Here is a 14,510-nt window from a genome sequence, read left to right as displayed (position 1 = left end):
TGATCGCCGCTCTATTAGGGGGGATCACCGGGTATGACCAGTTTTCGTTAGCCCCCTAAACCCCCTTGTGGTTTAATGTTTGCCATTCTAATTCCGGCATATTGGCAGCCTGTTAAGGCTCGCAGGCCGAAAGGCCAGCCTTCCCACCAATATCCCTGCCGGTTCGAAACAGATAGGCCCCAGATGGCCCAAATGGATACAGGACTGTAAATGAGCTGGTTAAAGAAGATCCTGCCTAAGAGTAAAGCGGTCTCCGACCGTCGCCGCAGCGTCCCGGAAGGGGTGTGGAGCAAATGCGACAAGTGTGACCAGATCCTCTATCGGGCAGAACTCGAGCGTAACCTGGAAGTGTGTCCCAAGTGTGACCACCACATGCGCATCAGTGCCCGTGAGCGTCTGCTGCGCTTTCTGGACACTGACAGCACCCGTGAGCTGGGTGCCGAGCTTGAGCCGCAGGACATCCTGAAGTTCCGCGACAGCAAGAAATACAAAGACCGCATCAGCCAGGCGGAAAAAGCCAGTGGTGAGAAAGACGCGCTGATCGCCATGGAAGGTACCCTGCACGGTATGCCTGTGGTGGCCTGCTCTTTCGAATTCTCCTACATGGGCGGCTCCATGGCCTCTGTGGTGGGGGCGCGTTTTGTTCGTGCCGTTGAGGTGTGTCTGGAGAAGAACCTGCCGCTGGTGTGTTTCTCCGCCTCCGGTGGTGCCCGTATGCAGGAAGCGCTGTTTTCCCTGATGCAGATGGCCAAGACCTCAGCTGCCCTGGCGCGTATGAGCGAGCGTGGCCTGCCTTACGTGTCCGTACTGACCGACCCGACCATGGGTGGCGTGTCCGCCAGTCTGGCGATGCTGGGTGACATCAATATCGGTGAGCCCAACGCCCTGATCGGCTTTGCCGGCCCTCGCGTTATCGAGCAGACCGTGCGTGAAAAGCTGCCGGAAGGCTTCCAGCGCAGTGAGTTCCTGCTGGAGAAAGGCGCCATCGACATGATCGTCGACCGTCGCCAGATGCGTGACACCGTGGCCCGTCTGCTGGCCAAGTTTACGCACCACGACCTGGTTATCGCCGACGTCGTTGCATGAGTCCGCGTCCCTTTGCAAGCCACTCCCTGGCGGAGTGGCTTGATCATATCCTCGCTCTGCACCCCACCGAAATCGATTTAGGCCTGACCCGGGTCCGCCATGTTGCCCAGCAGCTGGGTCTCGATACCCTGCCTGACAGCACCGTGATTACCGTCGGTGGCACCAACGGTAAGGGCACCACCTGTGCGCTGCTGGAACGGATCCTGATGGCGGCGGGCTACTCCGTTGGCGTATTCAGCTCCCCCCATATCGAACGGTACACCGAGCGGGTTCGTATCAATGGCGAAGAGCGTCCTGAGTCTGAACATGTCGAGGCCTTCCAAGCCATCGCCAACGCTCAGGCTGACACCTCGCTGACCTTTTTCGAGTACTCGGCGCTGGGCGCCCTGCATCTGTTTGCCCGCCACCGCCCCGATGTGGTGTTGCTGGAGGTGGGACTGGGTGGGCGGCTTGATGCCACTAACCTGATCGACGCCGACCTGTCGCTGATCACCTCCATCGACCTTGACCACCAGGAGTACCTGGGGGACACCCGTGACAGCGTAGCGCGGGAGAAAGCGGGGATTTTCCGGGCCGGACGTCCTGCCATCAGCGGTGAGCCCAATCCGCCCGCGACCCTCGCCAGCGAGGCGGGGCGCATCGGCGCATCGTTGCGTCAGCGTGGTGAACAGTTCGATGGCCGGTTTGATGCTGAGCAGTGGCAATTCCGTGGTCAGCAGTGGCAACTGGATGGTCTGCCGCTGCCTCACATTCCCCGGGATAACGCCGTGACCGCGTTGGCCGCGCTGGAGGCTCTGTGGCCGAATCTGCCCCGCCAGGCGATTGAACTGGGCCTGGCCAATACCCGGGTGGAGGGGCGACTGGAAACCCTCAGTGCGCAACCCTGGTTGGTGGTGGATGTGGCGCATAACCCCCATGCGGCCCGCCATCTGGCTCAGTGGCTGAGTCAGCAGTCGGCCAGTCGGGTGCATGCGGTGTGCGCCATGCTCAAAGACAAAGACATCGATGCCACCCTGGCCGCGCTGGCGGACCAGGTCGACCACTGGTATCTGGCACCGCTGAGCGGTCCCCGCGGGGCCGACGCAGAGCGGTTGGCTCAGCCGTTGCCCCAGGCCGAGATCCACGCCAGCGTGGCGAACGCGCTGGATGCCGCGGTGAACGCCGCAGATGACTCGGCGCTGGTCATCGTCTTTGGCTCCTTTTACACTGTTGCCCAAGCCAAATCCCATTGGCTGACGAGGAGATAACTTTGGCCAAACAGCTGCACAATCGTATTGTGGGAATCGTGGTACTGACCGCATTGGGCGTCTTGTTCCTGCCGGATCTTCTGAACGGTGAGAAAGCGTCGGTCGAAGAGCATTTTGCCACCATCCCCCTGCGTCCCAGCGTGGCTACCGGTGGGGCGCCTGACGAGGCGTTTGCGCCGATTGAAGAGGGCACGCCCAGCGAAGTGGCGGCGCTGACTGAAGATGAGCCGACTCCGGAAGCGGCGGCGAAGCAGGAGAGTGTGGTGGTGCAGACGGCAGCGCTTGAGGCGCCGAAGGCTAAGCCTGCTCCCGCTGAGCCCAAGCAGGCTGGCTGGGCCATCCGCCTGGGCAGCTTCCGCGATGCAGGTAACGTTGCCCGGTTGGTTAAGAACCTGCGGGACAAGGGCTACCGCGCCTATACGGTGCCGAGCAAGCCGGTCAACGGTGAGATCACTGTGGTCTATGTTGGCCCGGAGGTGTCCCAGGATAAGCTGAAGCAGCAGCAGAGTCGCCTGGCCAAAGACCTCGGCCTGCAGAGCCAGTTGGTGCAATACGATCCACTCCAGATGTAAAGCCCGCTATGCGGGCTTTTTGCTGTCCGTTTGCCGGGTCAGCATCGATGGGGCTGGGGTAGTGAGAAAGCGCGGAGGTTCTGGTAGGATCGCCGCGCATTACAACATTGGAAGGAATAACGTGTGACCATGGTGTGGTTTGACTACGCGATACTGGCCGTCATCGGCCTCTCTATCGTGATCAGCCTTATCCGCGGCTTTGCCCGCGAGGCCATGTCGCTGGTGGTATGGGTAGCGGCCTTTTTCATTGCCAGCCATTTCTACGAAGACTTGGCGGTGTACCTGACTCAACTCAGTGACCCGATGATGCGCAAAGGGGCGGCGATTGCCATCCTGTTTGTGTGCACACTGATCCTCGGGGCGCTGGTGAACTACCTTGTCGGTCAACTGGTGGATAAAACCGGTTTGTCCGGCACCGACCGGGTACTGGGGGCTTGCTTTGGCGCGCTCCGTGGTGTGCTGGTTGTTGCCGCTGTCCTGTTTTTCCTGGACTCCTTTACCGGCGCCTCGGACGCCGAGTGGTGGACGGATTCCGTGCTGATCCCTGAGTTCGGCGTGGTGATCCAGTGGTTCTTTGATTATCTGGAGCAATCCTCCAGCTTCCGAGCCTAATAAATAACAACAAGCCCTATATAGAACATCGACCTTTGTGAGGACTCTCAATAATGTGTGGTATCGTCGGAATCGTCGGTCACTATCCGGTCAACCAGGTCATCTATGATGCCCTGACTGTGCTGCAACACCGCGGCCAGGACGCTGCCGGTATTGTGACCGTAGACGGAGACGCCTTCCGCCTGCGCAAGGCTAATGGCCTTGTAAAGGACGTCTTTGAAATTAAGCACATGCACCGTCTTCAGGGCACCAATGGCATCGGCCACGTGCGCTACCCTACTGCTGGCAGCTCCAGCGCTTCCGAAGCTCAGCCGTTTTACGTGAACTCACCGTTCGGCATCACCCTTGCCCACAACGGTAACCTCACCAACGCGGATGAGCTCAAGGACGCCATGCGCAGCATGCGTCGCCATATCAACACCACCTCTGACTCCGAGCTGATGCTGAACGTGCTGGCGCACGAACTGCAGATGATCCCGGGCCAGCAGCTCACCTCCGACGACATCTTCTCCGCCGTACGCAACCTGCATCGTCAGGTGCGTGGTGCTTACGCTGCGGTGGCACTGGTGGTTGGCCAGGGCATGCTGGCGTTCCGCGACCCTAACGGCATCCGTCCGTTGGTGCTGGGTCGTAAGGAGACCGAGCGTGGCACTGAATACATGGTGGCGTCTGAGAGTGTGGCACTGGATGCAGTCGGCTTTACCCGCATGCGCGATGTGGCACCGGGGGAGGCGATCTTCATTGATTTCGAAGGTCAGCTGTTCACCCAGCAGTGCGCCGATTCGCCGCAGTACGCGCCCTGCATCTTCGAATTCGTTTACTTTGCCCGTCCGGACTCCATGCTGGATGGCATCTCCGTGTACGCCAGTCGCGTCAACATGGGCCGTAAGCTGGGCGCCAAGATTGCCCGCGAATGGGAAGACCACGACATCGATGTGGTGATCCCAATCCCGGAGACCTCCTGCGACATCGCACTGCAGATCGCCAACGAACTGGAACTGCCGTACCGCCAGGGTTTTGTGAAGAACCGCTACATCGGCCGTACCTTTATCATGCCGGGCCAGAACGAGCGTAAGAAATCGGTGCGCCGGAAGCTGAACCCGATCAGCGATGAGTTCAAAGGTAAGAACGTGCTGCTGGTGGATGATTCCATTGTGCGGGGGACCACCTCCCAGCAGATCATCGACATGGCCCGGGAAAGTGGTGCCAAGAAGGTGTATTTCGCCTCTGCCGCCCCGGAGATCCGCTTCCCCAATGTGTACGGTATCGACATGCCCAGCCCGAACGAGCTGATTGGCTATGGCCGTGACGTTGAGGAGATCCGTGAGCTTATCGGTGCCGATGGCCTGATCTTCCAGGACCTGCCGGATCTGGAAGCCGCCGTGCGTGAAGGCAACGAAGGGATCCAGCACTTCGAAACCTCGGTGTTTAATGGCCGCTACGTCACCAATGACGTTGACCAGGCCTACCTGGACCGCCTCAATGCGTCTCGCAATGACATTGCCAAGACCCAGCGGGATGCGGAGCAGGGCACCAACCTGGAGATCCACAACGTCTGCCACCCCTGACCGGGATGGTGACGCACAAAAAACGCGCCGGTTGGCGCGTTTTTTTATGGTCGCTTATCGGTTAGCCCATGTAAGCGGGCCCGAAGCCGTAACTCCACAGAATCACTGAGGCCGCCATGATGGCTACCAGCAGCACCAGGCCGCAGGTCACCAGCGAGCTGGCGTAGATAAAGCCCCGCTCTTCCGGAATGTTCATCAGGATCGGCACCCCGGAGTAGAGCAGGTAGACCGAATAGCTGACCCCAGCCAGACCCGCCAACATCAGGAACCACAGTTCCGGATAGAGAGCGGCGAAGCCAACCATAAACAGCGGGGTGGCGGTGTAAGCGGCCAGTTCCAGCGCCTGCGAGAAATCCGGTTTTGCGCCAAAGGTTTTGGCCATCCAGTTGGCCAGATAGGCCAGAGCAAACACCCCGCCAATCAGCGCCGCGTACATGGCAACGGCGATCTTCAGCGCGCTGGCCTGGGTCAGGCGGATGGGATCACCCGCTCCGATGCTCCAGCCGATGTGCGCGGTCGCAAAATAACCGCAGATGGCCGGGATCAACGCGATGATCATGATGTGGATTAAGCTGGCGGAGAAGCCCTCATGGCTGCGCTCAATGCTCTTCCACTCCTGTTTCGGGTGGGCGTACAAACCCCATAAATGATTGAGAATCATAGTTATAGTCCTTCCCTTTACGTCACTGTGCGTTTTCGTCAGTCACTTCAGACGGTACAACTACTGCTCGCCTTTTAGTTATTGGTGAATGTGTCGGGGGAGTCAAGCACTTGTGACCGTGAACTTTCGGTATACTGCGCGGAAAGATTGCCCCGCTCGTGTGAAAAGGAGTCCCCGTGAGCGCCCTGTTGGAACCCATCCACCGCTTTTTGCATTGCCCCACCCCCCAGGCCTGGCTGACTGCCGCCGTGGCTGACCCCGCCCTGTTGCTGATAGACCACTGCAACTGCGAACTCAAAGCGGCGCAGACGGCGGTGCGGTTGATGCGCCGCTACGATGCCGTGCCTGAGCAGGCGTTGCTGGCCAATCGGCCCCAGGCGCCGGTGCTGACCGGCAAATCGGAGATGGTGGATAAGCTGTTCCTGCTGGTGCGGGAGGAGTTACACCATTTTGAGCAGGTGCTGGCGATCATGCAGGCGCGCGGCATCCACTATGGCGCGGTGTCCGCCTCCCGCTATGCCACCGGGCTGTTGGCGAAGGCCCGCAAACGGGAGCCAGAAGCGCTGGTGGACCGATTGATCATCGGTGCTTATATCGAAGCAAGAAGCTGTGAGCGCTTTGCGGCCCTGATGCCCCACGTCGATGAGGAACTGGCGCGTTTCTATCACTCGCTGCTGCGCTCGGAGGCGCGTCACTATCAGGACTACCTGGCGCTGGCAGAACAGTTCAGTGAAGCACCGATTGCGCCGAGAGTCAGGGTGCTGGGGAAGGCGGAAGCGGCGTTGATAACAAGCCCGGACCCGCAGCTGCGCTTTCACAGCGGAGTCCCGGCTTAGGGATTCAGAGTGCCCGGCTTTCCAGAGTGGCGTCGTTGGGGGTGATCACCAGAACGCTGTCCTGGCTGTACCAATCGCCGACCACCAGTCGCTGACGCTGCTGTGGCAGGTCATGGATGGCGGGACGATGAGTGTGGCCGTGGATCAGGCGACGGGCGCCGTATCTCTCCATCAGGCTGTCCACCGCTTTGGGACTGACATCCATAATGCGGGCGTCTTTCATCTGGGTGTGCATCTTACTGCGTGCCCGGGCCCGACGGGCCAGGCCGCGACGCAGCGACAGCGGCAGTGACAGCACCAGCAAGCGGAACCAGGGGCGATTGCGCAGGCGGCGAAACTTCTGGTATTCGCGATCTTCGGTGCAGAGGCTGTCGCCATGCAGGATCAGGGTGGTTTTCCCGTACAGCTCAAGCACTTCGGGTTCCGGCAGCAGACTCATGCCGCAGCGCTGCGCAAAGCGGGGGCCAAGCAGGAAGTCGCGGTTACCGTGGCAAAAGTAGATGGACAGCTTGGCACTGGCGCGCTTGAGCTGCTCTGCAATGGACTGGGTGAAGTCAGTGACATCGTCATCGCCAATCCAGGCTTCGAACAGGTCTCCGACGATATAGAGCGCGTCAGCGCCGTCCAGTTCATTGTCGAGAAAACGGAGAAACGCCTGGGTGATGTCCGGGCGGGTAGGGGAGAGGTGCAGGTCCCCGATGATCAGGGTACGAGGGCCGCTGACGGCGGCCCTCTGAGTCATCGTATCAGGCTTCAACGGTGACTTTCTCGATGACCACGGCTTCCAGCGGGACATCTTGGTGCATACCGTGGTTGCCAGTGCTCACGCCCTTGATGGCGTTAACCACGTCCATACCTTCAACCACTTCGCCAAATACGCAGTAGCCAAAGCCCTGCATGGATTCGTTTTTGAAATCCAGGAAGTTGTTGTCGTTCACGTTGATGAAGAACTGCGCGGTGGCAGAGTGCGGATCCGGAGTACGGGCCATGGCAATGGTACCGGTCTTGTTGGACAGGCCGTTGCTGGCTTCGTTCTGGATACCGCCCTTGGTGGGCTTCTGTTGCATCTGGGCGTCAAAACCGCCGCCCTGGATCATGAACCCGTCAATGACGCGGTGGAAGATGGTGCCATCGTAGAAGCCTTCGTTAGCGTACTCGATGAAGTTGGCTACGGTTTTCGGGGCTTTTTCGGCATCCAGCGCCAGTTTGATGGCGCCGAAGTTAGTGTGCAGTGTCACCATGGGTGCGTTCTCTTTTGGGATATTCAGGCAAATTCTATCGGATCGGCGCGCCGGGAAAAAGCTCGCCGGAAGCCGTATCTTACGTGTTAGACTAGCTCCTTTGTTTTGGCCACCAAGGCATTGCCAATACCGAGTACTACGATGTTGCAGATATTCAATACCCTGACCCGACAGAAAGAGGCATTCAAACCCATCCAGCCCGGCAAAGTGGGCATGTATGTGTGCGGGGTAACCATCTATGACTACTGTCACATCGGCCATGCCCGAACCTACGTGGCGTTTGACACCATGGTGCGCTACCTGCGCAGCCAGGGTCTGGACGTAACCTACGTTCGCAACATCACCGATGTGGATGACAAGATCATCCGTCGTGCCGCAGAAAACAACGAAAGCTGCGAAGCGCTGGTGGCCCGCTTTACCGAAGCGATGTACCAGGACTTTGATGCACTGAACCTGCTGCGTCCCGACATCGAACCCACCGTGACCGGCCATATGGCTGAGATCATCGACATCATCCAGACCCTGGTGAACAAAGGCCACGCCTACGTCACCGATGCGGGCGACGTGTGGTTCGAAGTGAAAACCTTCGACGACTACGGCAAGCTGTCCCGCCAGGATCTGGAGCAGCTGCAGTCCGGTGCCCGTGTTGAGGTGGACGAAAGCAAGCGCAACCCGATGGACTTCGCTCTGTGGAAGAGCGCCAAGCCGGGTGAGCCGAGCTGGACCTCCCCCTGGGGTGAAGGCCGTCCCGGTTGGCACATTGAATGTTCTGCCATGAACGGTAAGCACCTGGGTAAGGTGTTTGACATTCACGGCGGTGGTTCCGACCTGATGTTCCCGCACCACGAGAATGAAGTGGCGCAGAGTTGCTGTGCGCATGACACCAACTACGTGAACTACTGGGTTCACTCCGGCATGGTGCAGGTGAACAAAGAGAAGATGTCCAAGTCTCTGAACAACTTCTTCACCATTCGCGAAGTGCTGAAGCAGTACCAGGCCGAGTCCGTGCGTTACTTCCTGCTGTCCAGCCACTACCGCAGCCAGTTGAACTACTCCGAGGAGAACCTCAACCAGGCCCATGCGGCGCTGGAGCGCCTCTACACCGCATTGCGTGGTGTGACTCCGGCCACTGAGCTGAACCTGGATAACGACCACGTGGCTCGCTTCCAGGCGGCAATGAACGACGACTTCAATACCGCTGAAGCGTTGCCGGTGCTGTTTGACCTGGCCCGTGAGCTCAACATCACCAAAGAGGATGGCGAATCCGAGCAGGCCGCCCAGCTGGCTGGCCTGATGCGTTATCTGGGTGGCGTTATGGGCTTGCTGGAGCAAGCGCCGGAAGCCTTCCTGCAGGGCGGTGGTGACGACGACGAAGTGGCTAAGATTGAGGGCCTTATCAAGGCCCGTAATGACGCCCGTGCCAGCAAAGACTGGGCAGCGGCGGATGCGGCCCGTGATGAGCTGACCGCCATGGGCATCGTGCTGGAAGACGGTGCCGGTGGCACCAGCTGGCGCCGCAAGTAATCGAGCCCCAATAAAAAAAGCCCGCATTGGCGGGCTTTTTTGTGCCTGAACCGCTCAGCTGTGGTACTGCTCGCAGGCGAACAGGGTGTTCTGCAGCAGGCTGGCGATGGTCATCGGGCCGACGCCACCGGGCACCGGAGTAATGTGGGCCGCCCGTTCCGCTGCCACGGCGTAATCGACGTCACCCACCAGGCTGCCATTGTCCAGTCGGTTGATGCCGACATCGATTACGATGGCGCCCGGCTTCACCCAGTCACCCGGAATAAAGTGGGGTTTGCCCACCGCCACCACCAGCAGGTCGGCGCGCTCCACCTCGGCACGCAGGTTCTCGGTAAAGCGGTGGCAGGTGGTGGTGGTGCAGCCGGCCAGCAGCAGTTCGAGGGTCATCGGGCGACCAACAATGTTGGATGCGCCGACCACCACTGCGTGCAGGCCATGGGTGGGCACGCCGGTGGATTCGATCAGGGTCATGATCCCCATCGGCGTGCAGGGACGCAGTACCGGGATGCGTTGGGCAAGGCGACCGACGTTGTAGGGGTGAAAGCCGTCCACATCCTTGTTTGGCTGGATCCGTTCAATCACCTTGGCGCTGTCGATGTGGCCCGGCAGCGGCAGTTGCACCAGAATGCCGTCGATGGTCGCGTCGTCATTCAGGCTGTCGATCAGGCTCAGGAGCTCGGTTTCCCCAGTGGTTGCGGGCAGGTCGTAGCTTTTGGAAACAAAGCCCACCTGCTCACAGGCGCGACGCTTGTTCCCCACATACACTTGGGAAGCGGGATCCTGCCCCACCAGAATCACGGCCAGACCTGGCGCGCGAAGGCCCTGACTGACCCGCTCGGCGACGGAGGCTTGGATGGTTTGGCGAATTGACGCGGCAATGGCTTTGCCGTCGATGATGGCAGCGGACATGAAATACTCTGTCTGAAATGTGATGGCGGCGACATTTTACCAATGCTTGCCAACTCTGTCACAGGGGACAGCCCTAAGGTTGTGTAACCTTTGGACAATCAGTCTTACAGGTGGAAAAAAGGTTTGACGACTCCGGGGGGCGGCGCTAATATGCGCCCCCGTTGAGAGGCACATAGCTTCAAGGCGACAGTCGGTGAATAGCGCGGACTGGAACGCATCCCAGGTTTTGGGAATGAGCGGACCAGAGGGCGACCCTCCTGTTGAGGGCCGAGAACAACAGAACTAGTCGGTGAATAGCGCAGCTTGGTAGCGCATCTGGTTTGGGACCAGAGGGTCGGGGGTTCGAATCCCTCTTCACCGACCACTTTTTAAGGTACGCAAGGTAAACCCTGTTTCTGCGCCCGTAGCTCAGCTGGATAGAGCAGCTGCCTTCTAAGCAGCTGGCCGCAGGTTCGAGTCCTGCCGGGCGTGCCATGCAAAAACAGTGGTGGCTGTAGCTCAGTTGGTAGAGTCCCGGATTGTGATTCCGGTTGTCGCGGGTTCAAGTCCCGTCAGCCACCCCATCCTTCTAAAGGGGAGACGCAGATCGCGTCTCCCCTTTTTCGTTGCTCATTCTCTCCCCAACCCCGTCTCGACTCCCTTCTGCGCTGTCGCTATAATGGCGCGTCTTGATCCCGGCGTGGACGCCGATTTTTCCTCAGTTTTGTTCGGCGCCGAGCGACTGAGGCCGGATTTTTTCAGCCAGCGGAGGGTCCGCTGGTGTGCACAAGAATATCGAGTACTTGAGGTAACGAAATGCAAGTTTCTGTTGAAACCACCCAGGGCCTGGAACGCCGCATGACCATCACCGTCGCGGCTGCCGATTTTGAGCCCAAGGTGCAGGAAGAGATGAAGAAAGAAGCCAAGCGCGTGCGCCTGGATGGTTTCCGCCCGGGCAAAGTGCCGGTTTCTGTATTCAAAAAGCGCTTCGGCGCCTCCATCCGCGCCCAGGTAATGGGTGACGTGATGCAGCAGAGCTTCTTCCAGGCCATCGTTGAGCAGAAGATCAACCCGGCCGGCATGCCGAAGTTCGAGCCCCTGAAAAACGAAGAGGGTGCTGATCTGGAATTCGCCGCCACTTTCGAAGTTTACCCGGAAGTAGAGCTGCAGGGTCTGGACGCCATCGAAGTGGAAAAGCCGACCTGCGAAGTGAACGACGCTGACGTTGACGCCATGCTGGAAACCCTGCGTAAGCAACACGCTGAGTTCAAAGCCGTTGACCGCGAAGCGGGCGACAACGACCGCGCCAAGATCGACTTCACCGGTTCCATCGACGGCGAAGAGTTCGAAGGCGGCAAAGCCGAAGGTTTTGACCTGGTTATCGGCTCTGGCCGCATGATCCCGGGCTTCGAAGAGGGTGTTAAAGGCCACAAAGCGGGTGACGAGTTCACCATCGACGTGACCTTCCCTGAGGAGTACCACGCTGAGAACCTGAAAGGCAAAGCCGCTCAGTTCGCCATCAAACTGACCAGCGTTGAAGAGCAGGTTCTGCCGGAACTGAACGACGAGTTCGTGGTTAAGTTCGGCATCGCCGAAGGCGGCGTTGAAGCGCTGCGCGCCGAAGTTCGTAAGAACATGGAGCGTGAGCTGACTCAAGCCCTGAAAAACGCCGTTAAGCAGCAGGTTATCGACGGTCTGGTTAAGGCCAACGACATCGACATGCCGCAAGCGCTGATCAACTCTGAAATCAACGTACTGCGTCAGCAGGCCATGCAGCGCTTCGGCGGTATGCAGGGCAACAACATGCCGGAACTGCCGGCTGAGCTGTTCCAGGACGAAGCCAAGCGTCGCGTTCAAATCGGCCTGCTGCTGGGTGAAGTGATCAAGTCTCAGGACCTGAAAGTGGAAGAGGAGCGTGTTGAAGCGCTGATCGCTTCCATGGCTTCCGCCTACGAAGATCCGCAGGAAGTGGTTGACTACTACAAAGGCAACCAGGAAATGATGCAGAACATGCGCAATGTTGCGCTGGAAGAGCAGGCGGTAGAGGCTATCCTTTCTGGTGCGAAAGTCACTGAGAAAGAAGTGAACTTTGACGAGTTCATGAATCAACAACGCTAAGCGAAGTTGATTTGACTTGGCCGCCTCGGCCAATCTTATAATGGCTCGTATGAGGTTTCGCTCATGCGAGCCATTTTGTTAGGAAGACGGAAAAACTATGCAGCACCTGCTTGATTCTCCCCTGAATGCGCTAATCCCGATGGTGGTGGAACAGACTGCCAAGGGCGAACGCTCCTATGACATCTATTCCCGTCTGCTTAAAGAGCGGGTTATCTTCCTTACCGGTCCGGTGGAAGACCATATGGCGAACCTTGTGGTCGCGCAGCTGCTGTTCCTTGAGTCGGAGAACCCCGACAAGGACATCTACCTGTACATCAACTCACCCGGTGGTTCGGTGACTGCGGGGATGTCCATCTACGACACCATGCAGTTTATCAAGCCGGACGTGAGCACCGTGTGCATGGGCCAGGCTGCCAGCATGGGCGCCTTCCTGTTGGCCGGCGGTGCCAAGGGCAAGCGTCACGTTCTGCCGAACAGCCGGGTTATGATTCACCAGCCGCTGGGTGGCTTTCAGGGGCAAGCCTCTGACATCGCCATTCACGCTCAGGAGATCCTGGGCATCAAGCACAAGCTCAACCTGCTGTTGGCCGAGCACACCGGCCAGCCGATGGAAGTGATCGAGCGCGACACCGATCGCGACAACTTTATGAGCGCTACCGATGCGGTGGAATACGGTCTGGTCGACTCCGTGCTGACCCGTCGGGCGGCTGACGCTGAATAAGCAAAGCCACGAAGCCTGTCTTAGACTCTATATACCGTAACGCACCAGCACTACGAGGTCGTTGATGAGTGATATCAAGAAGGGTGACGGTGACAACAGCAAGCTGCTGTACTGTTCTTTCTGCGGAAAGAGCCAGCACGAAGTGCGCAAGTTGATTGCCGGCCCCTCCGTTTACATTTGCGATGAGTGCGTTGACCTGTGCAACGACATCATCCGGGAGGAGGTGAAGGAGCTGGCGCCCAAGCGTGCTTCCGACCGCTTGCCGACTCCCCACGAAATCCGTGCTCACCTGGATGAGTACGTCATTGGTCAGGAACAGGCCAAGAAGGTACTGGCCGTGGCCGTGTACAACCACTACAAGCGTCTGCGCCACGGTGGCGACGAGGCTGAAGTGGAACTGGGCAAGAGCAACATTCTGCTGATCGGCCCGACCGGTTCCGGTAAAACCCTGCTGGCTGAGACTTTGGCTCGCCTGCTGGATGTGCCGTTTACCATGGCGGATGCCACCACCCTGACCGAAGCCGGTTACGTGGGTGAAGATGTGGAAAACATCATCCAGAAACTGCTGCAGAAGTGCGATTACGACGTGGAAAAGGCCCAGCGTGGCATCGTCTACATCGATGAGATTGACAAGATCTCTCGCAAATCTGATAACCCCTCCATCACCCGCGACGTGTCCGGTGAAGGGGTGCAGCAGGCGCTGCTGAAGCTGATTGAAGGCACCGTTGCCGCGGTACCGCCTCAGGGCGGCCGTAAGCACCCTCAGCAAGAGTTCCTGCAGGTGGATACCTCCAAGATCCTGTTTATCTGTGGCGGCGCCTTTGCCGGCCTGGATAAGGTGATTGAGCAGCGTGCCTTTACCGGCACCGGTATCGGTTTCGGCGCGGAAGTGCGCAGCAAGGATGACGGTAAGTCTCTGACCGAAACCTTTGCCCGCGTTGAGCCGGAAGATCTGGTGAAGTACGGTTTGATCCCGGAATTCATCGGTCGTCTGCCGGTGGTGGCCACCCTGGGCGAGCTGGATGAGGATGCCCTTATCCAGATCCTGCAGGAGCCGAAAAACGCGCTGACCAAACAGTATGGCGCCCTGTTCGACCTCGAAGGGGTTGAGCTGGAGTTCCGCGAAGACGCGCTGCGTGCCATTGCCCGCAAGGCGATGGAGCGGAAAACCGGTGCTCGTGGTCTGCGTTCTATCGTGGAAGGCGTGCTGCTGGACACCATGTACGACCTGCCCTCTGCGCAGGACGTATCCAAGGTGGTGGTGGACGAATCCGTGATCAAGGGCGAAACCGCACCGCTGATGATTTACAACGGCGACGCTCAGGCGGCCTCGGCCGAGTAAGCGAAGTGGTTGATGAAAAAGGGGCCAATAGGGCCTCTTTTTTTATTCGTACCTCATTGAATCCTTGAGATCCCGCCCCATATACTGGGTATCT

General features: G+C 58.9%; 14 protein-coding genes and 3 tRNA genes. 13 read left to right on the top strand and 4 right to left on the bottom strand.

Features of this window, described 5'->3' with window-relative positions; translation table 11 throughout:
* Window positions 1–210 precede the first annotated feature (210 nt).
* From accD to purF, 5 genes are all read left to right on the top strand, one after another.
* On the top strand, window positions 211–1,086 hold the full coding sequence (accD, locus tag FBAL_RS13425) for an acetyl-CoA carboxylase, carboxyltransferase subunit beta (RefSeq protein WP_013346118.1): 876 nt from the start codon (window positions 211–213) through the stop codon (window positions 1,084–1,086).
* A complete protein-coding gene (gene folC, locus FBAL_RS13420) occupies window positions 1,083–2,333 on the top strand; it encodes a bifunctional tetrahydrofolate synthase/dihydrofolate synthase (RefSeq protein WP_013346117.1) in 1,251 nt (416 codons plus the stop codon). Before accD ends, folC begins: the two co-directional genes overlap by 4 nt.
* A gap of 2 nt (window positions 2,334–2,335) precedes the next feature.
* Window positions 2,336–2,905, top strand: a complete 570-nt coding sequence (locus FBAL_RS13415; protein ID WP_013346116.1) for an SPOR domain-containing protein — start codon at window positions 2,336–2,338, stop codon at window positions 2,903–2,905.
* A 129-nt stretch (window positions 2,906–3,034) separates the two neighbouring features.
* Window positions 3,035–3,517 carry a CvpA family protein gene (locus tag FBAL_RS13410; protein ID WP_041251762.1) on the top strand — a complete coding sequence of 161 codons (483 nt, stop codon included), beginning with the start codon at window positions 3,035–3,037 and terminating at the stop codon, window positions 3,515–3,517.
* 53 nt (window positions 3,518–3,570) lie between these two features.
* Window positions 3,571–5,085 (top strand): amidophosphoribosyltransferase, encoded by a 1,515-nt coding sequence (purF, locus tag FBAL_RS13405; protein ID WP_013346114.1) that lies wholly within the window; start codon window positions 3,571–3,573, stop codon window positions 5,083–5,085.
* A gap of 61 nt (window positions 5,086–5,146) precedes the next feature.
* Here purF and FBAL_RS13400 read toward each other — a convergent pair whose 3' ends face one another.
* Window positions 5,147–5,746, bottom strand: a complete 600-nt coding sequence (locus FBAL_RS13400; protein ID WP_013346113.1) for a Yip1 family protein — start codon at window positions 5,744–5,746, stop codon at window positions 5,147–5,149.
* 176 nt (window positions 5,747–5,922) lie between these two features.
* On the opposite strand from FBAL_RS13400, the gene FBAL_RS13395 reads away from it, so the two are divergent.
* Window positions 5,923–6,582, top strand: a complete 660-nt coding sequence (locus tag FBAL_RS13395) for a MiaE family protein (RefSeq protein WP_013346112.1) — start codon at window positions 5,923–5,925, stop codon at window positions 6,580–6,582.
* Window positions 6,583–6,586: 4 nt separating this feature from the next.
* On the opposite strand, the gene FBAL_RS13390 is transcribed toward FBAL_RS13395, so the two are convergent.
* Window positions 6,587–7,324, bottom strand: a complete 738-nt coding sequence (locus tag FBAL_RS13390) for a UDP-2,3-diacylglucosamine diphosphatase (RefSeq protein WP_013346111.1) — start codon at window positions 7,322–7,324, stop codon at window positions 6,587–6,589.
* A 4-nt stretch (window positions 7,325–7,328) separates the two neighbouring features.
* The gene (locus FBAL_RS13385) at window positions 7,329–7,823 is read right to left on the bottom strand and encodes a peptidylprolyl isomerase (RefSeq protein ID WP_013346110.1); all 495 of its coding nucleotides are present in this window, start codon (window positions 7,821–7,823) and stop codon (window positions 7,329–7,331) included.
* Between the two features lie 141 nt (window positions 7,824–7,964).
* Between FBAL_RS13385 and cysS the strand changes: the two genes are divergently transcribed.
* Window positions 7,965–9,347 carry a cysteine--tRNA ligase gene (gene cysS, locus FBAL_RS13380; RefSeq protein WP_013346109.1) on the top strand — a complete coding sequence of 461 codons (1,383 nt, stop codon included), beginning with the start codon at window positions 7,965–7,967 and terminating at the stop codon, window positions 9,345–9,347.
* Between the two features lie 54 nt (window positions 9,348–9,401).
* On the opposite strand, the gene folD is transcribed toward cysS, so the two are convergent.
* Window positions 9,402–10,256 carry a bifunctional methylenetetrahydrofolate dehydrogenase/methenyltetrahydrofolate cyclohydrolase FolD gene (gene folD, locus FBAL_RS13375; RefSeq protein WP_013346108.1) on the bottom strand — a complete coding sequence of 285 codons (855 nt, stop codon included), beginning with the start codon at window positions 10,254–10,256 and terminating at the stop codon, window positions 9,402–9,404.
* 287 nt (window positions 10,257–10,543) lie between these two features.
* Here folD and FBAL_RS13370 point away from each other — a divergent pair.
* The 6 genes from FBAL_RS13370 to clpX all read left to right on the top strand — a co-directional run bounded on the left by FBAL_RS13370 (window position 10,544) and on the right by clpX (window position 14,416).
* Window positions 10,544–10,620: transfer RNA gene (locus FBAL_RS13370), tRNA-Pro, on the top strand.
* A 33-nt stretch (window positions 10,621–10,653) separates the two neighbouring features.
* Window positions 10,654–10,730, top strand: a tRNA-Arg gene (locus FBAL_RS13365).
* A gap of 13 nt (window positions 10,731–10,743) precedes the next feature.
* Window positions 10,744–10,819, top strand: a tRNA-His gene (locus tag FBAL_RS13360).
* Window positions 10,820–11,051: 232 nt separating this feature from the next.
* Window positions 11,052–12,353 carry a trigger factor gene (tig, locus tag FBAL_RS13355; protein ID WP_013346107.1) on the top strand — a complete coding sequence of 434 codons (1,302 nt, stop codon included), beginning with the start codon at window positions 11,052–11,054 and terminating at the stop codon, window positions 12,351–12,353.
* A gap of 97 nt (window positions 12,354–12,450) precedes the next feature.
* Entirely contained in the window at window positions 12,451–13,074 is a 624-nt protein-coding gene (clpP, locus tag FBAL_RS13350) for an ATP-dependent Clp endopeptidase proteolytic subunit ClpP (RefSeq protein WP_013346106.1), read from the top strand.
* 64 nt (window positions 13,075–13,138) lie between these two features.
* Window positions 13,139–14,416: an ATP-dependent protease ATP-binding subunit ClpX gene (gene clpX / locus FBAL_RS13345; protein WP_013346105.1), complete on the top strand. Its 1,278-nt coding sequence runs from the start codon at window positions 13,139–13,141 to the stop codon at window positions 14,414–14,416.
* The last annotated feature ends 94 nt before the right edge of the window (window positions 14,417–14,510 follow it).

It is taken from the genome of Ferrimonas balearica DSM 9799 (assembly GCF_000148645.1).
Lineage (GTDB): Bacteria > Pseudomonadota > Gammaproteobacteria > Enterobacterales > Shewanellaceae > Ferrimonas > Ferrimonas balearica.
Note: the sequence above shows the minus strand (reverse complement) of the source record. Positions and strands in the feature narration are given on the sequence as shown.